Source organism: Caballeronia sp. INML1 (genome assembly GCF_023631085.1).
GTDB lineage: Bacteria > Pseudomonadota > Gammaproteobacteria > Burkholderiales > Burkholderiaceae > Caballeronia > Caballeronia turbans.
This window is the reverse complement of record NZ_JALQDT010000030.1, coordinates 30873-56051: the sequence shown is the minus strand read 5'-3', so window position 1 is coordinate 56051 and position 25179 is coordinate 30873. Positions and strand designations below refer to the sequence as shown.

The 25179-nt window shown below is 63.9% G+C and carries 28 protein-coding genes and 1 pseudogene; 15 read left to right on the top strand and 14 right to left on the bottom strand.

Annotated features, from left to right (window positions below):
• Nucleotides 1-46: 46 nt before the first annotated feature.
• Nucleotides 47-688 (bottom strand): pyridoxamine 5'-phosphate oxidase, encoded by a 642-nt coding sequence (pdxH, locus tag NCR38_RS10925; RefSeq protein ID WP_061119408.1) that lies wholly within the window; start codon nt 686-688, stop codon nt 47-49.
• Nucleotides 689-973: 285 nt separating this feature from the next.
• Here pdxH and NCR38_RS10920 point away from each other — a divergent pair, with 285 nt between their 5' ends.
• Nucleotides 974-1819 (top strand): ThiF family adenylyltransferase, encoded by an 846-nt coding sequence (locus NCR38_RS10920; protein ID WP_250477047.1) that lies wholly within the window; start codon nt 974-976, stop codon nt 1817-1819.
• Between the two features lie 52 nt (nt 1820-1871).
• On the opposite strand, the gene trxA is transcribed toward NCR38_RS10920, so the two are convergent.
• Nucleotides 1872-2720, bottom strand: a complete 849-nt coding sequence (gene trxA / locus NCR38_RS10915) for a thioredoxin (protein ID WP_250477046.1) — start codon at nt 2718-2720, stop codon at nt 1872-1874.
• A gap of 78 nt (nt 2721-2798) precedes the next feature.
• Nucleotides 2799-3698 carry a pirin family protein gene (locus NCR38_RS10910; protein ID WP_250477045.1) on the bottom strand — a complete coding sequence of 300 codons (900 nt, stop codon included), beginning with the start codon at nt 3696-3698 and terminating at the stop codon, nt 2799-2801.
• A gap of 39 nt (nt 3699-3737) precedes the next feature.
• Here NCR38_RS10910 and NCR38_RS10905 point away from each other — a divergent pair, with 39 nt between their 5' ends.
• Nucleotides 3738-4139 carry a hypothetical protein gene (locus NCR38_RS10905; RefSeq protein WP_250477044.1) on the top strand — a complete coding sequence of 134 codons (402 nt, stop codon included), beginning with the start codon at nt 3738-3740 and terminating at the stop codon, nt 4137-4139.
• A gap of 163 nt (nt 4140-4302) precedes the next feature.
• Nucleotides 4303-5181, top strand: coding sequence for an EamA family transporter (locus NCR38_RS10900; RefSeq protein ID WP_061119437.1), 879 nt, complete (start codon nt 4303-4305; stop codon nt 5179-5181).
• A gap of 19 nt (nt 5182-5200) precedes the next feature.
• Here the strand turns inward: NCR38_RS10900 and NCR38_RS10895 are convergent, their stop codons facing one another.
• Both NCR38_RS10895 and tsaE read right to left on the bottom strand, forming a co-directional pair.
• Nucleotides 5201-6733 carry an N-acetylmuramoyl-L-alanine amidase gene (locus tag NCR38_RS10895; protein WP_250477043.1) on the bottom strand — a complete coding sequence of 511 codons (1533 nt, stop codon included), beginning with the start codon at nt 6731-6733 and terminating at the stop codon, nt 5201-5203.
• Nucleotides 6715-7302, bottom strand: coding sequence for a tRNA (adenosine(37)-N6)-threonylcarbamoyltransferase complex ATPase subunit type 1 TsaE (gene tsaE / locus NCR38_RS10890; protein WP_061119402.1), 588 nt, complete (start codon nt 7300-7302; stop codon nt 6715-6717). The genes NCR38_RS10895 and tsaE overlap by 19 nt, the downstream gene beginning before the upstream one ends.
• An 18-nt stretch (nt 7303-7320) precedes the next feature.
• On the opposite strand from tsaE, the gene queG reads away from it, so the two are divergent.
• The 5 genes from queG to plsY all read left to right on the top strand — a co-directional run bounded on the left by queG (nt 7321) and on the right by plsY (nt 11222).
• Nucleotides 7321-8553 (top strand): tRNA epoxyqueuosine(34) reductase QueG, encoded by a 1233-nt coding sequence (gene queG / locus NCR38_RS10885; RefSeq protein WP_250477042.1) that lies wholly within the window; start codon nt 7321-7323, stop codon nt 8551-8553.
• Nucleotides 8550-9032 carry a methylated-DNA--[protein]-cysteine S-methyltransferase gene (locus tag NCR38_RS10880; RefSeq protein ID WP_061119400.1) on the top strand — a complete coding sequence of 161 codons (483 nt, stop codon included), beginning with the start codon at nt 8550-8552 and terminating at the stop codon, nt 9030-9032. The genes queG and NCR38_RS10880 overlap by 4 nt, the downstream gene beginning before the upstream one ends.
• The gene (xerD, locus tag NCR38_RS10875) at nt 9029-9958 is read left to right on the top strand and encodes a site-specific tyrosine recombinase XerD (protein WP_061119399.1); all 930 of its coding nucleotides are present in this window, start codon (nt 9029-9031) and stop codon (nt 9956-9958) included. The genes NCR38_RS10880 and xerD overlap by 4 nt, the downstream gene beginning before the upstream one ends.
• A 100-nt stretch (nt 9959-10058) precedes the next feature.
• Nucleotides 10059-10550 (top strand): Cys-tRNA(Pro) deacylase, encoded by a 492-nt coding sequence (gene ybaK / locus NCR38_RS10870; RefSeq protein ID WP_250477041.1) that lies wholly within the window; start codon nt 10059-10061, stop codon nt 10548-10550.
• 36 nt (nt 10551-10586) lie between these two features.
• Nucleotides 10587-11222: a glycerol-3-phosphate 1-O-acyltransferase PlsY gene (plsY, locus tag NCR38_RS10865; protein WP_061119397.1), complete on the top strand. Its 636-nt coding sequence runs from the start codon at nt 10587-10589 to the stop codon at nt 11220-11222.
• A 59-nt stretch (nt 11223-11281) separates the two neighbouring features.
• Here plsY and NCR38_RS10860 read toward each other — a convergent pair whose 3' ends face one another.
• Nucleotides 11282-11767 carry a YajQ family cyclic di-GMP-binding protein gene (locus NCR38_RS10860; RefSeq protein WP_061119396.1) on the bottom strand — a complete coding sequence of 162 codons (486 nt, stop codon included), beginning with the start codon at nt 11765-11767 and terminating at the stop codon, nt 11282-11284.
• A gap of 100 nt (nt 11768-11867) precedes the next feature.
• Between NCR38_RS10860 and murB the strand changes: the two genes are divergently transcribed.
• Nucleotides 11868-12884, top strand: coding sequence for a UDP-N-acetylmuramate dehydrogenase (gene murB / locus NCR38_RS10855; RefSeq protein ID WP_250477040.1), 1017 nt, complete (start codon nt 11868-11870; stop codon nt 12882-12884).
• 68 nt (nt 12885-12952) lie between these two features.
• Here the strand turns inward: murB and NCR38_RS10850 are convergent.
• Together NCR38_RS10850 and argF are read right to left on the bottom strand one after the other, a co-directional pair.
• A pseudogene (locus NCR38_RS10850) lies at nt 12953-13112 on the bottom strand (argininosuccinate synthase); the annotation flags it as partial.
• Between the two features lie 104 nt (nt 13113-13216).
• Nucleotides 13217-14146 (bottom strand): ornithine carbamoyltransferase, encoded by a 930-nt coding sequence (gene argF / locus NCR38_RS10845; RefSeq protein ID WP_061119394.1) that lies wholly within the window; start codon nt 14144-14146, stop codon nt 13217-13219.
• 517 nt (nt 14147-14663) lie between these two features.
• Between argF and NCR38_RS10840 the strand changes: the two genes are divergently transcribed.
• Nucleotides 14664-15002 (top strand): DUF3579 domain-containing protein, encoded by a 339-nt coding sequence (locus NCR38_RS10840; protein WP_061119393.1) that lies wholly within the window; start codon nt 14664-14666, stop codon nt 15000-15002.
• Nucleotides 15003-15149: 147 nt separating this feature from the next.
• Here the strand turns inward: NCR38_RS10840 and rpsT are convergent, their stop codons facing one another.
• On the bottom strand, nt 15150-15428 hold the full coding sequence (gene rpsT / locus NCR38_RS10835; RefSeq protein ID WP_061119392.1) for a 30S ribosomal protein S20: 279 nt from the start codon (nt 15426-15428) through the stop codon (nt 15150-15152).
• A gap of 368 nt (nt 15429-15796) precedes the next feature.
• On the opposite strand from rpsT, the gene murJ reads away from it, so the two are divergent.
• Complete coding sequence (gene murJ, locus NCR38_RS10830; RefSeq protein WP_061119391.1) at nt 15797-17347, top strand: murein biosynthesis integral membrane protein MurJ; 1551 nt, start codon at nt 15797-15799, stop codon at nt 17345-17347.
• The gene (locus NCR38_RS10825; protein ID WP_061119390.1) at nt 17347-18192 is read left to right on the top strand and encodes a SirB1 family protein; all 846 of its coding nucleotides are present in this window, start codon (nt 17347-17349) and stop codon (nt 18190-18192) included. Before murJ ends, NCR38_RS10825 begins: the two co-directional genes overlap by 1 nt.
• A gap of 50 nt (nt 18193-18242) precedes the next feature.
• Here the strand turns inward: NCR38_RS10825 and NCR38_RS10820 are convergent, their stop codons facing one another.
• From NCR38_RS10820 to lpxK, 5 genes are all read right to left on the bottom strand, one after another.
• A complete protein-coding gene (locus NCR38_RS10820) occupies nt 18243-19001 on the bottom strand; it encodes a 3-hydroxyacyl-CoA dehydrogenase (protein WP_061119389.1) in 759 nt (252 codons plus the stop codon).
• Between the two features lie 204 nt (nt 19002-19205).
• The gene (adk, locus tag NCR38_RS10815; RefSeq protein ID WP_061119388.1) at nt 19206-19871 is read right to left on the bottom strand and encodes an adenylate kinase; all 666 of its coding nucleotides are present in this window, start codon (nt 19869-19871) and stop codon (nt 19206-19208) included.
• A 287-nt stretch (nt 19872-20158) separates the two neighbouring features.
• On the bottom strand, nt 20159-20950 hold the full coding sequence (gene kdsB / locus NCR38_RS10810; RefSeq protein WP_250477039.1) for a 3-deoxy-manno-octulosonate cytidylyltransferase: 792 nt from the start codon (nt 20948-20950) through the stop codon (nt 20159-20161).
• 10 nt (nt 20951-20960) lie between these two features.
• Nucleotides 20961-21167 (bottom strand): Trm112 family protein, encoded by a 207-nt coding sequence (locus NCR38_RS10805; RefSeq protein ID WP_061119386.1) that lies wholly within the window; start codon nt 21165-21167, stop codon nt 20961-20963.
• Nucleotides 21148-22164, bottom strand: a complete 1017-nt coding sequence (gene lpxK, locus NCR38_RS10800) for a tetraacyldisaccharide 4'-kinase (RefSeq protein ID WP_250477038.1) — start codon at nt 22162-22164, stop codon at nt 21148-21150. Before lpxK ends, NCR38_RS10805 begins: the two co-directional genes overlap by 20 nt.
• Nucleotides 22165-22660: 496 nt before the next feature.
• Here lpxK and xseA point away from each other — a divergent pair, with 496 nt between their 5' ends.
• The 3 genes from xseA (at nt 22661) to NCR38_RS10785 (ending at nt 25177) form a co-directional block, all read left to right on the top strand.
• Nucleotides 22661-24028 (top strand): exodeoxyribonuclease VII large subunit, encoded by a 1368-nt coding sequence (gene xseA, locus NCR38_RS10795; protein WP_061119384.1) that lies wholly within the window; start codon nt 22661-22663, stop codon nt 24026-24028.
• Between the two features lie 208 nt (nt 24029-24236).
• Complete coding sequence (locus NCR38_RS10790) at nt 24237-24818, top strand: superoxide dismutase (protein WP_061119383.1); 582 nt, start codon at nt 24237-24239, stop codon at nt 24816-24818.
• 206 nt (nt 24819-25024) lie between these two features.
• Complete coding sequence (locus NCR38_RS10785; RefSeq protein ID WP_250477037.1) at nt 25025-25177, top strand: hypothetical protein; 153 nt, start codon at nt 25025-25027, stop codon at nt 25175-25177.
• The last annotated feature ends 2 nt before the right edge of the window (nt 25178-25179 follow it).

The window sequence follows — 25179 nt, the reverse complement described above, 5'->3', positions numbered from 1 at the left end:
TTCATGTTCGTTGCCGTTGCGATCTCGGTTGCTGCCAGTGCTCGCGTTACGGCGCGAGTCTCATGATTCGCCACGGCGCGCCCGCGTCATCACGCGTATAGACGATGCGATCGTGAAGGCGCGACGGGCGTCCCTGCCAGAATTCGATGGTATCGGGCACGAGGCGATAGCCGCCCCAGTGCGGCGGGCGCGGCGGCGCGTCGCCGTATCTGGCGACCATCTCGCGTTCGCGCGCTTCCAGCGCTTCGCGGCTTTCGAGCGGCTGGCTCTGATCCGATGCCCACGCGCCGATGCGCGAGCCGAGCGGACGCGACGCGTAATACGCATCGCTCTCCTCATCGCTCGTCTTTTCGACGCGGCCCTCGATGCGCACTTGGCGCTCGAGCTCTATCCAGTGGAACAGCAGGCTCGCCGCGGGATTGGCGGCGATCTCGCGGCCCTTGCGGCTATCGTAATTGGTAAAAAAAACAAATCCGCGCTCATCGGCGCCCTTGATGAGCACGATGCGGGCGGATGGACGACCTTGCGAATCGACGGTCGCAAGTGTCATGGCATTCGGTTCGGGCAGTTTCGCATCGAGCGCCTGGGCGAACCAGGTGTGAAACTGGTTCACCGGGTTCGGGTCGACGTCGGTGGCATCGAGCGCGCCGCGCGAATAATTTTTGCGAAGGTCTGCGAGAGTCGTCATTTTTATGCAAGCGCTACAGTCGGGTCAGTATAGCCAAGGTGAAACGATCTTGCCCTGATTAACCCATGGACCTGTTGCGTGCCGGCGGGTGCGGCGCTTGCAGCTATCACGTCCAAGGTTTCGATAAGGCAGAATACGCAATTCGCCCGCATTTTGCATGATCGAGCGCACAGGTTTGCGCACTCGACAGCCGCCTGTAAGCCTTGATTGACGCCGCACAACGGGCGCCGCATTTTGCGAGCTTTTAGCTTGCTTTCAACGTACCCGGCCTTATCGACGCACGCCATGAACGCTTCAACCGAAACTGCTCTCACACCGACCGCCGCATACGCCGCCGACCGCGACCGACGCTTCGGCGGCATCGCGCGTCTGTACGGCGCGCCCGCGCTCGCCGCGTTCGAAAGGGCGCATGTCGCGGTGATCGGCATCGGCGGCGTCGGCTCGTGGGTCGCCGAGGCGCTCGCGCGCAGTGCTGTCGGAAAGCTGACGCTGATCGATCTCGACAATGTCGCCGAAAGCAACACGAATCGGCAGATTCACGCGCTCGACGGCAACTACGGCAAGGCGAAAGTCACGGCTATGGCCGAGCGCATCAAGCTGATCGATCCGGCTTGCGACGTGCGGCAGATCGAGGACTTCGTCGAGCCCGGCAATTTCGACGCGACGCTCGGCAGCGGCTTCGACTATGTCGTCGATGCGATCGACAGCGTGCGCACCAAAACCGCGCTCATCGCGTGGTGCGTGGCGCGCAGGCAGGCGCTCATCACCGTCGGCGGCGCGGGCGGGCAACTGGACCCGACGCGCATTCGCATCGACGATCTCGCGCTCACCATTCAGGACCCGCTGTTGTCCAAAGTACGCGGCCAGTTGCGCAAGCTGCACGGTTTTCCGCGGGGACCGAAGGCGCGTTTCAAGGTGAGCGCGGTGTATTCGGACGAACCGCTGATCTATCCGGAAGCGCCCGCGTGCGATATCAGCGAAGGCGCCGAGCATCTCGAAACCGGCGCGGGCTATTCCGGGCCGGTCGGTCTCAATTGCGCGGGCTTCGGATCGAGCGTCTGCGTGACGGCGAGCTTCGGCTTCGCGGCCGCCGCGCATGTGCTGCGCGATCTGGCGAAGCGCGCGGCCTGAAACGAAAAACGGCCAGCTTTAATAGCTGGCCGTTCTTCGTTGAAGCCGACGATCAGTTGATCGCCGCGCTCAGCTTGCGCCGCCATTGCGACACGAGATCCGGCTGATTCGCGGCGAGCTCGAACACCGAAAGCATCGTCTTGCGGCCGACATCGTCCATGAAGGCACGATCGCGCACGACGATCGCGAGCAGATGCTCCAGCGCCCCGCCGTAATCGCGGCCCGCGATCAGGCGATTGGCGAGCGCGAAGCGTGCTTCGAGATCGTCGGGGTTCGCGTTGACCGCGTCGATGAGCGCGTCGGCGGGCGGCAGATCCGCTGCTGCATCGGCGGCGTCGAGTTCGGTCTTCAGCGCGTTGTAACGTGCATCGATGCCTTGCGTCGTCTTCGGCGATAGCAGCTTGTCCTCTTCCTTCGCCTCGTCGATGCGGCGTTCCGCGATCAGCCATTCGATCAGGTCGAGGCGTGCGTCGTCGTAACCGGGATCGAGCGCGAGCGCGGCCTTGATCGTGTCGATCGCTTCCTTGCGCCTGCCCGCGGCCCATGCAGTTTGCGCGGCGTGACGCTCGGCGTCGGCGCCTTCAGGCACGAGCCGGTCGAGGAATGCACGCAACTGGCCTTCCGGCAGAACGCCGATGAACTGATCGACCGGGCGGCCCTCCGCGAACGCGACCACGTGTGGAATACTGCGCACCTGAAAGTGCGCGGCGAGCTCCTGATTTTCGTCGACGTTCACCTTGACGAGCTTCCACTTTCCCGCGGCTTCGGCTTCGAGTTTCTCCAGCATCGGCCCGAGTGTCTTGCACGGGCCGCACCAGGGCGCCCAGAAATCAACGAGAACGGGCGCGAGCATCGACGCGTTGATGACGTCGTGCTCGAAGGTGGCGAGGGTCGTATCCATGCGTTTTCTCCTAATGCTTGCGGTCTATCCCAATCAGTTAGGGACGATCCGCGTGACTCTCAAGCGCGCACGCAGGCCTCATGCCTCGGGCGCGCGATTTTCCCGGCGCTGCGGCGGCAGCGGAATGAACTCGGTCTCGCCGGGCACGTGGCCCATGCGCTGCTCGCTCCATGCGAGCTTGGCCGCGTCGATCTTCTCGCGCGAGCTGGACACGAAGTTCCATTCGATGAAGCGCGAGCCGTCGAGCGGCGCGCCGCCGAGCAGCATCGCGACCGCGCCGCTCCTGCTGTGCAGCTTCACGTCCGCGCCCGGCGTGAGCACGGCCATCTGCTGTTCGGGCAGCGATTCGGCGTCGATCGACAAATCGCCGCTCACGAGATAGACGCCGCGTTCCTCGTGCTCGGTGTCGAGCGTGATCGCGCTGCCTGCCGCGAACTGCGCGGCGACATAGAGCGTCGGCGAGAACGTGCGAGTGGGCGCTTTTGCGCCGAACGCCGTGCCCGCGATCACGCGCAGCGTGACGCCGTCGCGCTCGATTTGCGGCAGCGCGGACGCCGCGTGATGCTCGAACGCAGGCTCGATGTCCTCGCTCGCCACCGGCATCGCGATCCACGTCTGGATGCCGTGCATCGTCTGGCCGGAGGCGCGTTCTTCATCGGGCGTGCGTTCGGAATGGACGATGCCGCGGCCCGCGGTCATCCAGTTCACGTCGCCGGGCACGATCTTCTGCACCGAACCGACGCTGTCGCGATGCATGATCGCGCCGTCGAACAGATACGTGACCGTCGCCAGTCCGATATGCGGATGCGGGCGCACGTCGAGTCCCTTGCCGGGCACGAGCGTTGCGGGACCGATGTGGTCGAAAAAAATGAAGGGTCCGACGGTGCGCGCCGCGAGCGCGGGCAGGACGCGCCGCACCATGAGGCCGCCGACGTCGTGTTCGTGGGGCTTGAGCAATGCACGGATCGGCGAAGGCATGGCAGGTTCCGATGGGAAGATCGCGCGCCGGAATGGCGCGTGTCTGAGTCGATTCTACCGGCCGATGCCGCGCGGCGCAGACGTGCCGCCGAGGCTCTCGTTTTTTACGTCGCCGCGCTTTTCAGTACGCGTGCGGCTTCACGCAACTTCCGCAACCTCGATAGGAGCTTCGCCATGAGCAAGAACAAACTGTTGATCGCCATTACCACGGGTCTTCTCACCGCCACCGCCGCGACAGGTGCATTCGCGCAAACTTCGTCGGGCAATTCGTCGGCGGCGATGGGCAACGATACCGCTGGCGCGGCCACCGACAATTCGGCGGCCCCCACGACACATAAGAAGCACAAGATGCACAAGCAATCGGCGCATACGTCGACCAAAAAAACGCCCGCCGCGGAAACCGGCAATGACTCCGGGACGGAAACAGGGCAGAGCAAGTAAGGACCCGTTCCGACACTCCGAGGAAAGCGCTCGCGCCGTTTGCCCGGCGCGGGCGCTTTTTTGCGTCCTTCGTCGCGCCGCGCAGCTTTTGACAAGCCTGCCGCCACACGCTCCGCTACACTTTACGGCTCGCCAACGACGCACATGAGACGGGGGAAGGGTGATGTCGCCTAAGGATTTGCTGATCGCATCGGTGGTCATTGTCGCGTGGGGCGTCAATTTCGTCGTCATCAAACTTGGCTTGCACGGTGTGCCGCCGATGCTGCTCGGCGCGCTGCGCTTCGCGCTCGCCGCCGTGCCGGTGGTCTTCGTAAAACGCCCGCAAATACCGCTGCGCTGGCTGTTCGCCTACAGCCTCACCATTTCCCTCGGGCAATTCGCACTGCTCTTCTACGGCATGTATGTGGGGATGCCGGCGGGACTCGCGTCGCTCGTCTTACAGGCGCAGGCGTTTTTCACGCTCATTTTCGCGTCGATGTTTCTCGGCGAGCGCATCCGCGCGGCGAACGTCGCCGGACTCGTGATCGCGGCGGCGGGGCTCGCGCTGATCGGCATGCGCGGTGGCCAGGCGATGACCCTCGCCGGTTTTCTCTTCACGCTCGCCGCTTCCGCGATGTGGGCGCTCGGCAATGTCGCGACGAAGCGCATGGGCAAGGTCGATCTGCTATCGCTCGTCGTGTGGGGCAGCCTGATTCCGCCGCTGCCGTTCCTCGCGCTCTCGCTGATCTTCGAAGGGCCGGCGCGCATCGAGGCGAGTCTCGCGTCCATCCCGCTCGTTTCCGTGTTCGCGATTCTCTACCTCGCGTTCATCGCGACGATCGTCGGTTACAGCCTGTGGGGGAAGTTGCTCGCGCGCTACCCGGCGGGAAGCGTTGCGCCGTTTTCGCTGCTCGTTCCGGTGATCGGGCTCGCGTCGGCCGCGGTGTTTCTCGGCGAGGGGCTGAGCGCCGCGCAAGTGGTCGGCGCGGCGCTCGTGATGGCGGGACTGGTGGTGAACGTGTTCGGCGCCCGGCTCGTCCAGCGACTCTTGCCGGCGCGCTGAACGGAGCAGGGCACGCGCCTTACGTCATGCGGCTCTTCGCGAGCGGCGGATTCGCCGCGAAGTAGCGCTTGATGCCCTTCATGATCGCGTTGGCCATCTTGTCGCGATAGGCGTCGTCGTTCAGGCGCGTTTCCTCGTCCGGGTTGCTGATGAACGCGGTCTCGACCAGGATCGACGGAATGTCCGGCGCCTTCAGCACGGCGAAACCGGCCTGTTCGACCGAGCCCTTGTGCAACTTGTTGATGCCGCCGATCTCATTCAGCACGAAGCTGCCATAGCGCATCGAGTCGCGGATCTGCGCGGTCGTCGACATGTCGAAGAGCGCGCGGTTGACGCTCGCGTCCTGCGACTTCACGTTGATGCCGCCGACCTGATCCGACGAGTTCTCCTTGGCCGCCATCCAGCGCGCGGCCGCGCTCGACGCGCCATGCTCCGACAACGCGAACACGGACGAGCCGCGGGCGTCCGGTGAGGTGAACGCATCCGCGTGAATCGACACGAACAGGTCGGCAGAGACGCGCTGCGCCTTCTGCACGCGCACGTTGAGCGGCACGAAGAAGTCGGCGTCGCGGGTCATCATCGCGCGCATGTTGGGCTGGGCGTCGATCTTCGCGCGCAGCTTCTTCGCGATGTCGAGCGCAATGTGCTTCTCGTACGTGCCCTGGCCGCCGATCGCGCCGGGGTCCTCGCCGCCGTGACCCGGATCGATCGCGACCGTGAGCAGGCGCGTCGTGCCGGTGCCCTGCTTGGGCGCCGAGAAAGTGTATTGATCGTTGTCGTCGTCCTTCTGGGCGATGACCGGCGGCGACGAAACGCGCGGCTTGGCGGTGGGCTTCGGCGCGGGCGGCGCGAGCGGCGCGGACGGTGCGGTTCCTGCCGGCGCATCGTTCTGCGCGTACTTCTGGAAGAACTCGTCGGTGGAATCGGGCGTCGTCGGTTTCTGCGGCGTGGCCGGGCCGGCGAGCGTGGCGGGCGGCGGCGCGGACGGATTGGGATTCGCGCGGTCGAGCGCCTCCTGCTTGCGCTCGGTCTGGGCGAGCAGTTCCATCAATGGATCGGGCGCGACGGCCGGATACAGGTCGAACACGAGCCGGTATTTATAGCTGCCGATGGGACCCAGGGTGAACACCTGCGGCTTCACCGATCCTTTCAGGTCGAACACCATGCGCACGACATGCGGCTGATACTGCCCGATGCGCACTGCCTGAATCTGCGGATCGTTCGGCGTGATCTTTGAGACGAGATCCCGCAGCGACTGATCGAGGTCGATGCCGGAGAGATCGACGACGAGCCGGTCCGGTCCCTGCAAGAGCTGGTTGGCGTTCTGGAGCGGCTGGTCCGATTCGATCGTCACACGGGTGTAATCGCGCGCGGGCCATACACGCACGCCGAGCACGCTGCTTGCGTGCGCGAGCTTCGGTCCGACGAGCGCGAGCGCGAGCGCGAGCGTCGAGGCGCCTGCGCGCAGCACCTGGCGGCGGCGCCAGTTGTGCGGCGCGTGGGCCGCAGCTTCGATCGAATGAAATGGCTTGATCAACATCTTTCGAGACATGACTTTCCTGTTTCGCTGAACGCCCGCGCGGTCAGCACGCGGCCTTCTTCTTCGTTCGAATTGCACGGCGAGCCGTGCTCGCCCGGCAGCGATAGCTGGAACACGAGGTCCGGCACACCGAGCAGGCCGCCCGCCTGTTGCGGCCACTCGACGAGGCACAGCGCGCCCGCATCGAAATATTCGCGGAAGCCGGCATCGGCCCATTCGGCCGGATCGGCGAAGCGATAGAGATCGAAGTGATAAACGTCGAGCGGGCCGCTTTCGATGACGAGCGAGTACGGTTCGACGAGCGTATAGGTCGGGCTCTTCACGCGGCCGGCGTGGCCGAGCGCGCGCAGTGTGGCGCGCACGAGCGTGGTCTTGCCCGCGCCCAGGTCCCCGATCAACTGGACCTGCAGACCGTGGAATCGTTCAGACGAAGTCCGCGATGCAAAGAGGCGCGTGGTGTCGATGGCGTGCGCGAAGCGTTCTCCGAAAGCGAGCGTCGCGGCTTCGTCGCGCAGGTCGAAGCGGCGTTCGAGAAGCGCGGGAGGAAGGTCTTGCGTCGTTCGTGCGGGGCTTTCGGGCATTGCTCGTAAAATGTCGTGATGAACCGATTGCCGGAACATTCCGTTGAAGTCACGACCGCGTCCTGCGACGCTGCCGCTGAATCTGTTTCAGAGCCTCGCGTTTTCGATATCGATGAAAACGCGCTGGCGGAACTCGCGCAACGCATCAAGGTGTGGGGGCGCGAGCTGGGGTTCGGTGCGGTCGGCATCAGCGATATCGACCTGGCGGATGCCGAGAAAGGCCTCACTGATTGGCTCGAAGCAGGCTATCACGGCGAAATGAATTATATGGCCATACATGGGATGAAACGCGCAAGACCGGCCGAGCTTGTGGCCGGAACGCGACGCGTCATCACCGTGCGCATGGCCTATCTGCCGGCGCAAACGCTCGCGAAAACCGGCGATGAAAGTGTCGCGACAGCCGATGGTCAGAAGAACGACTGGCGCGCGATCGAATGGTCGAGGCTCGCGAAGCCATCGCAGGCGATGGTCTCCATCTATGCGCGCGGCCGCGACTATCACAAGGTCATGCGCAATCGCCTTCAGCAACTGGCCGAGCGCATCGAGAAGGAAATCGGGCCGTTCGGGCATCGTGCGTTCACGGATTCCGCGCCGGTGCTGGAAGTCGCGCTCGCGCAGAAGGCGGGCAACGGTTGGCGCGGCAAGCATACGCTGCTGCTCGATCGCGATGCCGGCTCGCTTTTCTTTCTCGGCGAGATCTTCGTCGATGTCCCGTTGCCCGTCGATCCGCATCCCGAGCGCGAGGGCGCGCATTGCGGGCAGTGCACGCGCTGCATCGGCGCATGTCCGACGGGCGCGATCGTCGCGCCGTATCGCGTGGATGCGCGGCGCTGCATCTCGTATCTGACGATCGAACTGCACGGCAGCATCCCCGAAGACATGCGTCCGCTGATCGGCAATCGCGTCTATGGCTGCGACGACTGCCAGCTCGTGTGTCCGTGGAACAAGTTCGCGCAGGCCGCGCCCGTCGCGGATTTCGACGTGCGGCACGGGCTCGATCGCGCGACGCTCGTCGAACTGTTTGCATGGAGCGCCGCGGATTTCGACACGCGCATGCAGGGCAGCGCGATCCGGCGCATCGGGCATGAGCGCTGGCTGCGCAACATCGCGGTCGCGATGGGCAATGCGTTGCGCGCGTCCGGGCTGGATGCGGGCGAACGCCAGGCAATCGTCGACGCATTGGAGGCGCGTGAGGACGATCCGTCCGAACTCGTCCGCGAACACGTTCGGTGGGCACTGGAGCAATCATGACGAGCATCCCGTTCGATGCCGTGATCGACGCGCCGTTCGGCAAAGTGGGCATTCGCGCCGATGCGCAGTCGGTGCGCGAGATCGTGTATCTGCCCGGCGATGTCGACATCATCGAGCCGCGAACGCCGCTCGCCCAGGAAGCCGCCGCGCAGATCCGCCGCTACTTCGACACGCCGTCGATGCATTTCGACCTCCCGCTCGCGATCCGCGGCACCGTGTTTCAGCAGCGTGTATGGCAGGGCATCAGCGCCATCCCGGCCGGGCATGTCTGGACCTACGGCCAGCTCGCGCGCGAGATCGGCAGCGTGCCTCGCGCGGTAGGGCAGGCGTGCGGCTCTAATCCGCTGCCGATCGTGATACCGTGCCACCGGGTAGTGGCATCGGGCGGGATCGGCGGCTTCGCGCATCATCCCGGCGACGGTTTTTATCGCAACGTGAAGCGCTGGCTGCTGGCGCATGAAGGTGTACGGATCGCATGACGAGCGCAACGACCGAAGCAATACAAAAACCGGAACTGACCGCGAGTCAGGGCGCGATCGATCTCTTTTGCGATGCGCTCTGGCTCGAACACGGGCTCGCGAAAAACTCGCTCGAAGCGTACCGGCGCGATCTCAAGCTGTTCGCCGAATGGCTCGGCACGACGCGCGGCGCATCGATCGATGCCGTCACCGAAGCCGACATGAACGGCTACATGGCCGCGCGCCGCGGCGACAAGGCGACGTCCGCGAACCGGCGCCTGTCCGTCTTTCGACGCTACTACGCGTGGGCGCTGCGCGAGCACCGCGTGTCCTCCGATCCGACGCTGAAGCTCCGTTCGGCCAAGCAGCCTCCGCGCTTTCCTTCGACGCTCAACGAGGCGCAAGTCGAAGCGCTGCTCGGCGCGCCCGACGTCGAGACTCCGCTCGGCCTGCGCGATCGCACGATGCTCGAGCTGATGTACGCGAGCGGTCTGCGCGTGACCGAACTCGTGACGCTGAAAACGGTCGAGGTCGGCTTGAACGAAGGTGTCGTGCGCGTGATGGGCAAAGGCTCGAAGGAGCGCCTGATCCCGTTCGGCGAGACGGCGCACGCCTGGCTCGAACGCTATCTGCGCGAAGCGCGTGCGGCGCTGCTCGGCGCGCGTTCCGCCGATGCGCTTTTCGTGACCGCGCGCGGCGAAGGCATGACGCGTCAGCAGTTCTGGAACATCATCAAGCGCCATGCGTTGAAGGGCGGTGTGCATGCGCCGCTCTCGCCGCACACGCTGCGTCACGCGTTCGCGACGCATCTGCTCAATCACGGCGCGGATTTGCGCGTCGTGCAATTGCTGCTCGGCCACTCGGACATCTCGACGACGCAGATCTACACGCACGTCGCGCGCGAGCGTTTGCAGAAGCTGCATCGCGAGCATCATCCGCGCGGATAAATCGCTTCATTGTCGAACGATCGTGCCACGGCGGCACGCTGCTGAACACTCGGCCGAATGGCCAATGGTGAGGCGGGAAACACGCCGCTACAATGCGTCCATGTCGAAAGCCAAACATGTGTCCGAAACGCCTGCGACCCAATTTCTGCGCCGTCACAAGGTCGAGTTCGGCGAGCATCCCTACGATTACGTCGAGCACGGCGGCACGCAGGAATCCGCGCGGCAACTGGGCGTGGACGAGCATCGCGTCGTCAAGACGCTCGTGATGGAGGACGAGCACGCGAAGCCGCTCATCGTCCTCATGCACGGCGACCGCACCGTGTCCACGAAGAACCTCGCGCGGCAAACGGGCGCGAAGCGCATCGAGCCGTGCAAGCCGGAAGTGGCGAACCGGCATTCGGGTTTCCTCGTGGGCGGCACGTCGCCGTTCGGCACGAAGAAAGCGATGCCGGTGTACGTCGAATCGAGCATTCTGGAGCTCGACCGGATCTACCTGAACGGCGGGCGGCGCGGCTATCTCGTGAGCCTGAAGCCGTCCGTTCTGACCGAATTGCTCGACGCAAAGCCCGTGCAGTGCGCGAGCGTCGATTAGAATGCGTTCCGCTCTCGCCACAACTGAAAAGACACCATGATTTTTCTGATCGTCGCCGTCGTGTCCTATTTGATCGGCTCGATTTCATTCGCCGTCGTCGTGAGTCACGCGATGGGACTGGCCGATCCTCGCTCGTACGGCTCGGGCAATCCCGGCGCGACCAATGTGCTGCGCACCGGCAACAAGAAGGCCGCGATCCTCACGTTGATCGGCGACGCGTTCAAGGGCTGGCTGCCCGTGTGGATCGTCGCGAACTTCGGTGCGAGCTTCGGCTGGGACAGCGCCGGCATCAACACGGCCACGGCGCTCGCGGCCATTGCGGTTTTCCTCGGGCATCTGTACCCGGTTTTCTTCCGATTTCAGGGCGGCAAGGGCGTCGCGACGGCGGCCGGCGTGCTGCTCGCGATCCATCCGGCGCTCGGTATCGCGACGCTGCTCACCTGGCTGATCATCGCGTTCTTCTTCCGCTACTCGTCGCTGGCGGCGCTCGTCGCGGCCGTGTTCGCGCCGTTCTTTCAGGTATTCCTGTTCGGACCGAGCCGCATCTCGCTCGCCGTCCTCGCAATGAGCCTGCTGCTCATCTGGCGGCATCGCGCCAATATCTCGAAGTTGCTGGCGGGGAAGGAAAGCCGCATCGGTGAAAAGAAGGAAGCGGCGCAAGCGCCCGAATAAGCAAAAAGCCGTTCCGGCGCGAACCGGAACGGCTTTTTCACTTCTTACGCGGCAACGAATCAGTCGCGGAAGTTGTTGAAGTCGAGCGGCGTGTCCGTGACTTCCTTCTTCAGCAGCGCGATGGCGCTCTGCAGGTCGTCGCGCTTCGTGCCTTGCACGCGCACGGCATCGCCCTGAATGCTCGCCTGAACCTTGATCTTGCTGTCCTTCACGATCTTGACGATTTTTTTCGCCAGATCGCCCGACACGCCTTTCTTTACCGTGACGACTTGCTTCAGCTTGTCGCCGCCGATTTTCTCCTGCTTGCCGTAGTCGAGAAAACGCACGTCGACGCCGCGCTTGGCGAGCTTGTTCAGCAGAACGTCCTTCACCTGGCCGAGCTTGAAATCGTCGTCGGCGTAGAGCGTGAGTTCGCGCTCCTTTTGCTCGACGCGTGAATCCGAGCCTTTAAAGTCGAAGCGCGTCGAGATTTCCTTGTTCGACTGCTCGATCGCGTTCTTTACTTCGATCATGTTTGCTTCGCTGACGACGTCAAACGATGGCATCTGTCTTTCTCCTTCATTGAGGCGAGCGCGCTGCGGAAGCGCGGCTCGCGCAATCGCTATAATCACGGACCTGTCGTCATTCTACCGACGCGCCTCGCTCATGTCGCTCCAGCTTCTCTCCGATTTCTCTCTGCTCGTCCACAACACGTTCGGCTTCGATGCGCGCGCGCGTCATGCGATGCACATCGATTCCGTCGACGCGGCCGTCGCGCTCGCCACCGATCCTCGCATCGCGAACATGCCGCAACTCGTGCTCGGCGGCGGCAGCAATATCGTGCTGACGCGCGATTTCGACGGCGTCGCGCTGATCGTCGGCATCACCGGGAAACGCTTGATCGGCGAAGACGACGATGCGTGGCTCGTCGAAGCCGGCGCGGGCGAGAACTGGCATGGGTTCGTCGCCTGGACGCTGGCACACGGCATGCCGGGCCTCGAAAACCTCGCGTTGATTCCGGGCACGGTCGGCGCGGCGCCGATTCAGAACATCGGCGCTTACGGGCTCGAAATGGGCGAGCGCTTCGAGCGGCTCAGCGCGGTCGAACTCGCGACCGGCGAACGTGCGGACTTCGATCGCGCCGCGTGCGCCTTCGGTTATCGCGACAGCTTCTTCAAGCGGGCAGGGCGCGGGCGCTTCATGATCACGTCGGTGGTATTCAGGTTGTCGAAAGCGTGGACGCCGCGCGCCGACTATGCCGATGTCGCGCGCGCGCTCGAAGCCGCGGCGAAACCGGATGCAAAGGCTATTTTCGATGCGGTCGTCGCCGTGCGCCGCGCCAAGCTGCCCGATTGGACCGTGCTCGGCAATGCGGGCAGCTTCTTTAAGAATCCCGTCGTGAGCGCGACGGCATTCGAGACGCTGAAACAGCGCGAACCCGGCGTCGTTTCATACAGCCAGGCGGATGGACAAGTGAAACTCGCGGCGGGCTGGCTGATCGACCAATGCGGCTGGAAAGGGCGCGGCATCGGCGGGGCTGCGGTGCATGACCGTCAGGCGCTCGTTCTCGTGAATCGCGGCGGCGCGACGGGCGCGCAAGTGCTGGAACTCGCCGAAGCCATCAAGCGCGATGTGCTCGCGCGCTTCGGCGTCGATCTGGAGATGGAACCGGTCTGCCTTTGATTCCCGATGCGCAGACAAAACCGCCGGACGAAAGTGCGGCGGTTTTTTCACATTCAGCGACCGGCGAATTACGCGCTGCGCTTGTGGCGTGCGTTTTCCGCGATGCGCATGCGCAGGGGCGATGGTCTTGTCGAACAGCGTTTCCTTCGAATCGCGCGAGACGACCGACACGCTGCCCTCGTAGAGCTTCCAGCGCACCCAGCCGTTGACCTTTTCCTGCGTGTGATCGAAGTGCGCGGAAAAAACGCTTTTTTAAAGCAAAAAAGCCGCGCTTCCGTCATTTCGGGCGTCGCGGCTCATCATCGATGGCGCCAATTTTGCCCGGTATCCGCTCAGTGATTGAGCTTGCCGAGCAGGAGATACTCCATCAGCGCCTTCTGGACGTGAAGACGGTTCTCCGCCTCGTCCCAGACCACGCTCTGCGGGCCGTCGATCACTTCCGCGCTCACTTCCTCGCCGCGATGCGCGGGCAGGCAGTGCATGAAGAGCGCGTCGGGATTGGCACGCGCCATCATTTCCGCATCGACGCAATAGTCGGCGAACGCCTTCATGCGCGCGTCGTTCTCGGCTTCGAAGCCCATGCTCGTCCAGACGTCCGTCGTGACGAGATCGGCGCCCGCACACGCTTCGTTCGGATCGTCGAACTCCTCGTAAAACGGCTTACTTTCCTCGGCGACGAGCGCGGGATCGAGCTTGTAGCCCAGCGGCGTCGCGAGACGCAACTTGAAGCCGAGGATGTGCGCGGCCTCGATCCATGTGTAGAGCATGTTGTTCGCGTCGCCGACCCACGCGACAGTCTTGCCGTGAATCGGACCGCGATGCTCGTAAAACGTGAAGATGTCAGCGAGCACCTGACACGGGTGATATTCGTTCGTCAGCCCGTTGATGACCGGCACCCGCGAGCTTTCGGCGAAGCGCTGGATGATGTCCTGGCCGAACGTGCGGATCATGATGATGTCGACCATGCGCGAGATGACCTGCGCCGAATCCTCGATCGGCTCGCCGCGGCCGAGTTGCGTGTCGCGCGTGTTCATGAAGACAGCGTGGCCGCCGAGCTGGAAAATGCCCGCTTCGAAGGAGAGACGCGTGCGCGTCGAACTCTTCTCGAAGATCATCGCGAGCGTGCGGTCGTGCAGGGGATGATAGGTCTCGTAGTTCTTGAACTTGCGCTTCAGGATGCGCGCGCGTTCGAGCACGTACTCGTAGTCGTCGAGCGAAAAATCCTTGAACTGAAGATAGTGGCGAATTTTTTTGGCGGTCATGAAACGCAAGCGGCGGCTTCGAACCGGCCGCTTCGCCAACAGGCGTCAGGGCCGGACGGCGCCGCCGTCGTGAGTGGTATCGCATTTGAGCATAAAGGATTTTGCGATGTTTGACGAGGCTGGGCAAAAGGACGATGGCGAGCGCGCAAGCCGTACCCATGACTTCGTAGTGCCCCTAATGGACGCGCCCGATGTCTGTGTGCGCTGCGGAAAAGAGGTCGCTGCTGTATAATTGCGCTCGCTCGTTTCAACAGTTCTGCAACATTCAGCACCGTTTCACGCGCATCTGCGGCGAAGGGTTCCAAGAATCCGGTCGGCGTAACTTTGCGCGTTTCGATTTCGCGGTGGATGGCCCAGTGCTGTCGAGTCCGCCATTCTTGCCGCGGGCGCGGACGGTTCCAACGGAATCGACTCGCGCGAAACCGCCCGGCGCGCTTCCTGCGCCTGCCATTGCGGTTCCCTGCGTCAGGCATGTGCGTCCCGGTGCGCGTCACCGGCCGTCAAAAGGTATTTCTACATGGCTGAAACATCTCCTACCGAATACTTCATACAGGGCATCACCAAGAACGGGAGGAAGTTTCGGCCGAGCGACTGGTCCGAGCGCCTGTGCGGTGTGATGTCGGGATTCGGCCCCAAGGCGAAAGGGCCCAACGCCCGTCTGCAATATTCCATCTACGTGCGTCCGACGATGATCGGCGACATCAAGGTCGTGATCGTCGATTCGCGCCTGCGCGACATCGAGCCGATGGCCTTCGACTTCGTGCTGAACTTCGCAAAGGACAATGACCTGCTCGTGACCGAGGCGTGCGAGCTGCCGCCGCATCACGGCACGCAGACTCAGCAGCAACAGCCCTGAAACATCGAAGTATGAGCAGACGCAAAAAAGCCCGCCGAAGCGGGCTTTTTCGTTACTGCGCAGCGGAAACAGGAAGCTGCTTCGGCGAACGCTCCGTCAACGAAAACTCATGATGACCGGAGAGCGCCCGCCAGAAGCGAGCCGGAATTACTGGGCAGCGGGGGCCTGCAGGCCCTTGATGGCTGCAGCCAGGCGGCTCTTGTGGCGAGCGGCCTTGTTCTTGTGGACGATCTTCTTGTCCGCGATGATGTCCATCGTCTTGACCGACGACTTGAACACTTCGGCGGCCTTGGCCTGATCGCCGGCGTCGATAGCCTTGCGAACTGCCTTGATGGCCGTGCGGAACTTCGAGCGCAGCGCCGAGTTGTGCGAGTTTGCTTTGGCGGCCTGACGGGCGCGCTTACGAGCTTGAGCGGAATTTGCCATGACGGTTTCCTTGTCCTGTTTCTGCTGTTACTTGTCCGGCGCGCGCGGCCGACGAAGGCCTTGAAAAGCCCTGACGCGGGCACTCGAGCGCGCTGCCTTTTGATCTGAAATCCCGGGAACGATTGCCCGAGAACCTCTAAAACATCGCCGGCCAGGGCCGGAAAAGACGCGAAGCTACGCAATCCAACAGATTTTTGGAGCTTCGAAACCGGAAATTATAGCAAGGGAATATGAGACGTGACAAGCGCGGCGTGGATTGCGCCGCCGCCGGGCGATTTGATGCAATTGGTCAATCCTTCGCCATTGGCCGCCAGCAGCAAGCGCAGTCTGATGGGCGCGCCGCACGTGGCCCGTATAATAAGCGCCCCATGAATCTATTCCGAGCCCTCCTGACGGTCAGCGGCTTCACGCTGCTGTCGCGCGTGACCGGCCTGATCCGCGAAACGCTGATCGCCCGAGCTTTCGGCGCCAGTCTCTATACCGACGCGTTCTATGTCGCGTTCCGCATCCCCAACCTGCTGAGGCGCCTCTCCGCGGAAGGTGCGTTCGCGCAGGCGTTCGTCCCGATCCTTGCCGAGTTCAAGAACAGCAAGGGCCACGATCCGACCAAGGCGCTCGTCGACGCGATGTCGACCGTGCTCACGTGGTTTCTCGTCGTGCTGTCGCTGGCCGGCATGGCGGGCGCGAGCTGGGTCGTCTATGCGGTGGCGTCCGGGCTCCGGCACGAAGGCATCGGATACACGCTTGCCGTCGAGATGACGCGCATCATGTTCCCGTACATCGTCCTCATTTCGATGACGACGCTCGCCTCCGGCGTGCTCAACACGTACAAGCAGTTTTCGCTACCCGCGTTCGCCCCCGTGCTCTTGAACGTCGCGTTTATTTTCGCGGCGGTGTTCGTGGCGCCGCATTTGAAGGTGCCGGTCTACGCGCTCGCCTACGCGGTGATCGTCGGCGGCGTTCTGCAATTGCTCGTGCAACTGCCCGGCCTGAAGAAGATCGACATGACGCCGCGCGTCGGGTTGAACTTCAGGCGCGCGCTCGCGCATCCGGGCGTCAAGCGGGTGCTGCTGAAGATGGTCCCGGCCATGTTCGCGGTGTCGGTCGGGCAGTTGAGCCTCATCATCAACACGAATATCGCGTCGAACATCGGGGCGGGCGCCGTGTCGTGGATCAACTACGCCGACCGCCTGATGGAATTTCCCACCGCGCTGCTGGGCGCGGCGCTGGGCACGATCCTGCTGCCGAGCCTCTCGAAAGCGCACGTCGACGCCGACAACGACGAATACTCCGCGCTGCTCGACTGGGGCCTGCGCATCACGTTCCTGCTGGCCGCGCCGAGCGCGATCGCGCTCTTCTTCTTCGCCGAGCCGCTCACCGCGACGCTCTTTCACTATGGCAAGTTCGACAGCCATTCCGTCGTGATGGTCGGCCGCGCGCTGGCGGCGTACGGGATCGGGCTGATCGGGCTCATCCTCATCAAGATTCTCGCGCCGGGTTTCTATGCGAAGCAGGACATCAAGACGCCGGTGAAGATCGCGGTCTTCGTGCTGATCATGACGCAGGTGAGCAACTACATCTTCGTGCCGATTTTTTCGCATGCGGGTCTGACGCTCTCGATCGGCCTCGGTGCGCTCGCCAACGCGCTCCTGTTGTTCGCGGGCCTGCGCCGCCGCAAGATCTACCAGCCGTCGCCGGGCTGGCTGCGCTTTTTCGTGCAACTGATCGGCGCTTGCCTGATTCTTGCGGGCGCGATGCATTGGGTGACGATCAATTTCGACTGGATCGGCATGCGCGCGACGCCGTTCCTGCGCATCGCGCTGCTCGGCGCGAGTCTCGTCGTGTTCGCCGCGCTATATTTCGGTATTCTGTCCGCGATGGGCTTCAAGTACGCCTATTTCAAGAGACGCACGCTTTGATGACGACAACGCGTATCCTCGACTACTTTTCTTCGCTGATGGCGGATGACGACAGCCTTCCGCTCACGGAAGCGGCTTTGTCGCTCGCGCAGGACGCGTATCCCGATCTCGACATGCAGGCCGCGCTCGCGGAGATCGACGAACTCGTCGTGCGCGCCCGCCGCCGCATGCCCGAGGACGCAAGCGTCAAGCAGAAAGTCGATGCGCTCAATCGATACTTCTTTCGCGAGCTGGGTTTTTCCAGCAATCTCAACGATTACTACGATCCCGACAACAGCCATCTGAACGTGGTGCTGCGCCGGCGTCGCGGCATTCCGATTTCGCTCGCGGTGGTCTATCTGGAAATGGCCGAGCAACTCGGATTGCCGGTGCGCGGCGTGTCGTTTCCGGGGCATTTCCTGCTGCGCGTCGCCACGCCGGGCCACGATCTGATGCTCGATCCGACTACCGGTCAGACGCTTTCCGAAGCGCAGATGGTCGAGATGCTGGAGCCGTATGTGCAGCGCGTGGGCGAATCGATCGGCAGCGCGCTGCGCGTGCTGTTGCAACCCGCGACGCGGCGCGAGATCGTCGCGCGCATGCTGCGGAATCTGAAGGGCGTCTACTTGCAGACGGAACGCTGGCAGCGTCTGCTCGCGGTTCAGCAGCGGCTCGTGATCGCATTGCCGAACAGCATCGAGGAAGTACGCGATCGTGGCTTCGCGTATGCGCGTCTGGATTATCTGCGGCCGGCGCTCGAAGATTTGCAGCGTTACATCGAGATGCGCCCGGATGCCGAGGACGCGACGGTCGTCGAAACCGAGCTGCATGAGCTGCGGCAGCGCACGCAGCACAACGGCGACTGAACGCGGACGGCGGACTTCGAAAGAAGCCCGCCGTTTTCACATCCGAAGCGTCATTTCGGCTGCATGCGGATCGCGCCGTCGAGACGGATCACTTCGCCATTGAGCATCGGGTTATCGAAGATCTGCTTGACGAGCATGGCGTATTCGTCCGGCTTTCCGAGACGCGGCGGGAACGGCACCATCGCGCCGAGCGCGTCCTGCACTTCCTTCGGCATGCCGAGCAGCATCGGCGTTTCGAACAGCCCCGGCGCGATCGTCATCACGCGGATGCCGCTCTTGCTCAGATCGCGCGCGATCGGCAGCGTCATGCCCGCCACGCCGCTCTTGGACGCCGCATAGGCCGCCTGGCCGATCTGCCCGTCATATGCCGCGACCGACGCCGTGTTCACTATCACGCCGCGCTCGCCCGCATCGTTGGTTTCGTTCTTCGACATCACGGCGGCCGCGAGCCGGATCATGTTGAAGGTGCCGATGAGGTTGACCGCAACGACTTTCGAGAACAGGTCGAGCGCATGCGGACCGTCGCGACCGACCGTCTTCGCCGCCGGCGCGATGCCCGCGCAGTTCACGAGACCGCGCAACGTGCCGAGGCTCGACGCGGTATCGACGGCGCGCTGACCATCGCTTTCCTGGCTCACGTCGCATTTGACGAACGCGCCGGACAGCTCTTTCGCGAGCGCTTCGCCCGCCGCTTCGTTCATGTCGGCGAGCACGACCTTGCCGCCTTGCGCCGCGATCACCCGCGCCGTTGCCGCGCCGAGTCCCGACGCGCCGCCGGTAATCAGAAAGACATTGCCTTGCATCTCCATGATTCTTCTCCTTTATGTGATTCGTGCGTGCGAGGGCCCGGGTACAGGCCGCTCGCGCCGATGTCGTCCTCGTGGGAAACGCGTCGATTGTAGCGAAGCCGCATGCTGCAAATTCGCACGATGGTCATGCGAATTCATACGCGAGGGCGTAAAAAAACCCGCTCGTCGAGAGCGGGTTTTTCCTGGCGTGATGCCTCGCGCGCTTTACTTCAGCGCGTCGAACACACGCGTGCGGATTTCATCGACGGTGCCGAGACCCGAGATCTTGCGATACGCCGGCGCCTTCAGGCCGTTCGGCGCTTCGCCGGTCTTCGCCCAGTCGTTGTAGTACGCGATCAGCGGCTTGGTCTGCGCGACGTACACCTCGAGACGCTTCTTCACGGTCTCTTCCTTGTCGTCGTCGCGCTGAATCAGCGGCTCGCCGGTGACGTCGTCGGTCATGTCGACTTTCGGCGGATTGAACTTGACGTGATACGTGCGTCCCGATGCCGCATGCACGCGGCGACCGCTCATGCGGGTGATGATCTCGTCGAAGGGAACATCGATCTCGAGCACGTAGTCGATCGCGACGCCGGCATCCTTCATGGCTTCGGCTTGCGGCAGCGTGCGCGGGAAGCCGTCGAACAGATAGCCGTTCTTGCAGTCGTCCGCCTGCAGGCGTTCCTTCACGAGATTGATGATGAGCGAATCCGGCACCAGTTCGCCCGCGTCCATGTAGCGCTTCGCCTCGACGCCGAGCGGCGAGCCTGCCTTGACGGCTGCGCGCAGCATGTCGCCGGTCGAAATCTGCGGAATGCCAAATTTCTCCTTGATGAAGTTTGCCTGGGTGCCCTTGCCCGCACCGGGTGCGCCCAACAGGATCAAACGCATGGTGATCTCTCCGAATCGTCTATAAACCGCTTCAAGCCGCGAGGCTGATTTGACATCCGGTGCTTGGCTCGTGCGGCGTCGACGACAGGGCGCGCGGCCGAAAGGGAGACGGCGGGCACCTGCGGACAGCGGCGCAACGTTGAGCGTGGCGCTGACCGGAAGGCTCGCGCAATCGCTTGATTATGCCACGGCTCTTTACGATCGCGACCGTAATAACGCGGATAGAAAACGCCACAAACCCCGCCAATTGGGCGTCGGCGGGGTTTACACGGGTTGTGCGGCGGCGCTCAGTCGGCTGTGGGGAAGAGCGCCTGTACGCGCTCGAGATCGGCTGGTGTATCGACGCCGGGCGGCGGCGCGTCCTGCGTCACGCGCACCGCGATGCGCTCACCGTGCCACAGCGCGCGCAGTTGCTCGAGCGCTTCGGCGGCTTCGATCGGCGCTTGCGCAAGCGTCGGGAAGTCGCGGAGAAACTTCGCGCGATACGCGTAAAGCCCGATGTGGCGCAGCACGTTCTCCGGCACGGAAGGCAGCTTTGCCAGCGCGGCGACATCCGGCCAGTGCGGCTGCCAGACATCGCGCGTCCACGGAATCGGCGCGCGCGAGAAGTAGAGCGCGACGCTCTTCGCATCGAGCACGACTTTCACCACGTTCGGATTGAATACGTCTGCGGGATCGTGGATCGGATGCGCGGCCGTCGCGATCGCACACCCGGGATGCGCCGACAGGTGCGCGGCGACATCGCGCACGAGTTGCGGATCGATGAGCGGCTCGTCGCCCTGCACGTTGACGACGATCGCGTCATCGTCCCAGCCGAGGCGCGTCGCCACTTCGGCGAGACGGTCCGTGCCGGTGGGATGATCCGAGCGCGTCATCATCACTTCGATACCGTGATCGCGCACGGCTTCGACCACGCGATCGGAATCGGTGGCGACGAGCACCTGGCTCGCGCCGGATTCGCGCGCGCGCTCGGCGACGCGCACGACCATCGGCTTGCCGCCGATATCGGCGAGCGGTTTGTTCGGCAGGCGGGTGGAAGCAAGACGCGCCGGAATGACCGCGATGAACGGAACGGACATGTCAGCGCACTCAGGCGTCGCCGTTCGGCTTGATCGGCTCGACGGGCGTGCCCTCGACGGTCTGGCGCGCTTCGTCGACGAGCATCACGGGAATGCCGTCGCGGATCGGATAGGCGAGCTTGTCGGCGCTGCAGACGAGTTCCTGCGCCGCGCGATCGTAACTGAGCGGGCCTTTGCAGATCGGGCAAACGAGGATTTCAAGCAGACGTGCGTCCACGGAGTTTCTCCACAACAAGAGCGATGAGGCGCGGTCTCAGCACGGCTTGCACCGGAACGACCCAGATGCGTGCGTCGCGCCAGGCCCCAAATTTTACTGCATCCTTTTCGGTGATCAGGATCGCATCGGCTTCGACGCCCGCGAACGGATTCTCGCGATACGAATAGTGATCGGGGAACGCGCGCGTCGCGGGCACGATGCCCGCCGCGCCCAACGTCGCGAAGAATCGCTCCGGCGACCCGATGCCCGCCGCGGCGACCACTTTCTCGCCCGCGAACTGATGGAGCGGGCGGCGCTGATGCGGATCGTCGAGCAGCCACGCGTCGCCGGATTCGAGTTCGAGCGCGAACGTGTCCGGCCACGGCGGCAGCGTGCGTTCGTACGGGCTGTTGATGAGCGTGGCGTCCCGGCGGCGGGACATCGGTTCGCGAAGCGGACCCGCGGGCAGCAGAAAGCCGTTGCCGCCGAGACGCGCATCGAACACGACGAGCTCGAACGCGCGAGCGAGGCGGTAGTGCTGCAGGCCGTCGTCGGAGACGAGGACATCGACGTTCGGATGCGCCTCTAGCAGCGCTCGCGCAGCGGCGACGCGATCGGGGCAGACGAACACCGGCGCGTGCGTGCGTCGCGCGATCAGGAGCGGCTCGTCGCCGACTTGGGCGGCGGCGGAGGACGGCGTGACGCCCGTGGGCTTCGCGACCTTCGCGCCGTAGCCGCGCGAGACCACGCCCGGCTGAAACCCTGCGGCGCGCAATGCCTCGACGAGCGCGATGACAGTCGGCGTCTTGCCCGTTCCGCCGACGGTCACGTTGCCCACGACGACCACCGGCACGCCGACATCGACGCGCTTTATCCAGCCGAGTTCGTAGCAGGCGCGCCGCGCGGCTGCGATCGCACCGAAGATGCAGGCGAAGGGCGTCAGCGCCCAGGCGACCGGACCGCGGCGGCGCCATTCGCGGGCGAGGAAGTTCTCGATCGGCGGCTTGAAATCAGACATGGACCGCCTTCGCGCGAAACGCTGGCGGGCGGCAGGTCGGGTACGGCATGGCGTGCAACGGCAGCTCCTCGAATACGGTCGGCGTTGGACGATGCCCGGCGAGTCGCGGCTCGGGACGAATGAGACCCGGCCGCGCCAGCCGGTGCTGGAACCCGGCACTCTAGCGCGCGTGAGCCGTGGGCGCCAGTCGCCCGCACGTATGAGAATTCGGCTCGGCTCGCTTCAGGCGCCTGTGGATAAGTCTGTGAAGAACTTGCGACGCGGCGAGCGCGAAACCGCGTAAGGAAAGAGTTGCTCCGGGAATGAGAGTGTTCACGAAAACAAATCGCTATAAAAACAGATACTTGATATGCAGTGACGGGCTTTCGGCGACACCGCGGCGCGGCTGGCGGTAAGTATTTCTGTGTGGACACTTGTTACACTTGCGTACCTCGATTGGCGCCGTTTGTCCATCGGACACAGCAGCTGCGGCCCAAGGCATTTTTCTCATCCAGACATGACTCCCGATTCCCTGTCGTCGCAAAGCGGCGATGCCGTCATCCCCGTTTCCGTGCTCAATCGCGCGATCAGCTCGATGCTCGAACGGTCGTTTCCGCTCGTCTGGGTGTCGGGCGAGGTGTCGAACTTCACGCGTGCGGCAAGCGGCCACTGGTACTTTTCGATCAAGGACGCGAACGCGCAGATGCGCTGCGTGATGTTCCGCGGCCGCGCGCAATATGCCGAGTTCATGCCGCGCGAGGGTGACAAGATCGAGGTGCGCGCGCTCGTCACGATGTACGAGCCGCGCGGCGAGCTGCAACTCAACGTGGAAGCGGTGCGGCGCACGGGGCAGGGCCGGCTTTATGAGGCGTTCCTGCGGCTGAAGGCGCAACTCGAAAGCGAAGGACTCTTTGCGGCTGAACGCAAGCGGGCGCTGCCCGCGCATCCGCGTGGCATCGGCATCGTGACGTCGTTGCAGGCAGCCGCCTTGCGCGACGTGCTCACGACGCTCGCGCGTCGTGCGCCGCATGTGCCGGTGGTCGTCTATCCCGCGCCGGTGCAAGGCGCGGGCGTCGGCGTGAAGCTCGCGGCGATGGTCGAGGCCGCGAACGCGCGTCGCGAAGTCGATGTGCTCATCGTGTGTCGCGGCGGCGGCTCGATCGAGGATCTGTGGGCGTTCAACGAAGAAGTGCTCGCCCGCGCGATCGCGGCGAGCGAGTTGCCCGTGGTGAGCGGCGTCGGCCATGAAACGGATTTCACCATCGCCGATTTCGCCGCCGACGTGCGCGCCCCGACACCGACCGCCGCCGCCGAACTCGTCAGCCCGCAGCGCGTGCTGTTGTTGCGCGAGTTGGATCATCGCCATGCGGCGCTCGCGCGCAGCTTCGGCCGGACGATGGAGCGGCGCGCGCAGCAACTCGACTGGCTCGCGCGCAGGCTCGTCAGTCCCGCGGAGCGGCTCGCGCGGCAGCGGGCGCATCTGCGGCAACTGGCGAGCCGTCTCGCAGCGGCAGGCGCGCGACCCGTACGCGACGCGCGCGCGCATTTCGCGCTGGTGCATTACCGCTGGCAGCGCAAGCGTCCGGACGTATCGACTGAACGCGAGCATTTGCTGCGACTTGCACAGCGGATCGGCGGCGCGCATCAGCGACGCGCGGAGCGGGAGAAAGCGTGCGTCTCGGAACTGGCGGCGCGCTTGCAGGTGCTCAGTCCGCAGCGCACACTGGAACGCGGCTATGCCGCATTGATCGATGCGCAATCCGGCCGCGCCGTGCGTGCGCCGAACGCGTTGAAACCGAGGCGGCCGCTCACGGTGCATCTCGCGCAAGGGTCCGCGGACGTGTTGCTCGCTGATGTTCAGCCGCGTCTGTCGGACGAATTCTGAGCACGACGCGAGACGCAAAATCGGCGTACATTTGACGTGCCCGGAGAGGCTCGTAAGAGCACTTTTTACGCCGCCCGAGGCATATAGAAAGCAATCTTGCTCATAAAGGGCACACGGTTTGCTGGGTTATCCCAACTCGCCTACAATCCATTGCTCCACTGCCTCATCCTCACATTCCCACAATCCACATAGAAAGGAAGCTCGCATCATGGAACATACGCTCCCGCCGCTGCCGTTCGACAAGAACGCGCTCGCTCCGCACATGTCGGAAGAAACGCTCGAGTATCACTATGGCAAGCACCACCAGACCTATGTGACGAACCTGAACAAGCTGATCCCCGGCACCGAATTCGAGAACCTGCCGCTGGAAGAAATCGTGAAGAAGTCGTCGGGCGGCGTCTTCAATAACTCGGCGCAGGTGTGGAATCACACGTTCTTCTGGAACAGCCTGTCGCCGAAGGGCGGCGGTGCGCCGACCGGCGCGCTGGCCGATGCGATCAACGCAAAGTACGGTTCCTACGACAAGTTCAAGGAAGAATTCGCGAAGGTCGCGACCGGCACGTTCGGCTCGGGCTGGACCTGGCTCGTGAAGAAGACCGACGGCACGGTGGATATCGTGTCGACGAGCAACGCCGCCACGCCGCTCACGACCGACGCGAAGCCGCTCGTGACCATCGACGTGTGGGAGCATGCTTACTACATCGACTATCGCAATGCCCGTCCGAAGTTCATCGAGGCTTATTGGAACATCGTGAACTGGGATTTCGCCGCCAAGAATTTCGGTGCGTAATCACGCATGAATCCGGTTGCGGCGTTCTTCAGTGAGTTTTGAAGGCCGCAGACAGATAAAGCCCTCGTAAGAGGGCTTTTTTCATTGGTTCTCAAAGCACGTGCGGACGAGCGCCTGACGCGCATTCAGCCGTGCCGTCGCTGCGCGGGTCGGAACACGAGCCTAGAATGGCGGCTTGTCGCAATGTTCCTAATCGCATCGTCATCATGAAACGCTTCGCAGGCCTGTGCCTCGCGGCCTGGTCGGCGGCCGCGCTGCTGTATTTCGGCCGCCATTCCGCCGCGCTCATCGTGCTCGCCGGCGTGCTCGCACTCGCCGGCTTCGATCTGCTTCGCCCCGATTCCGGAAACGGCGCGTAGAC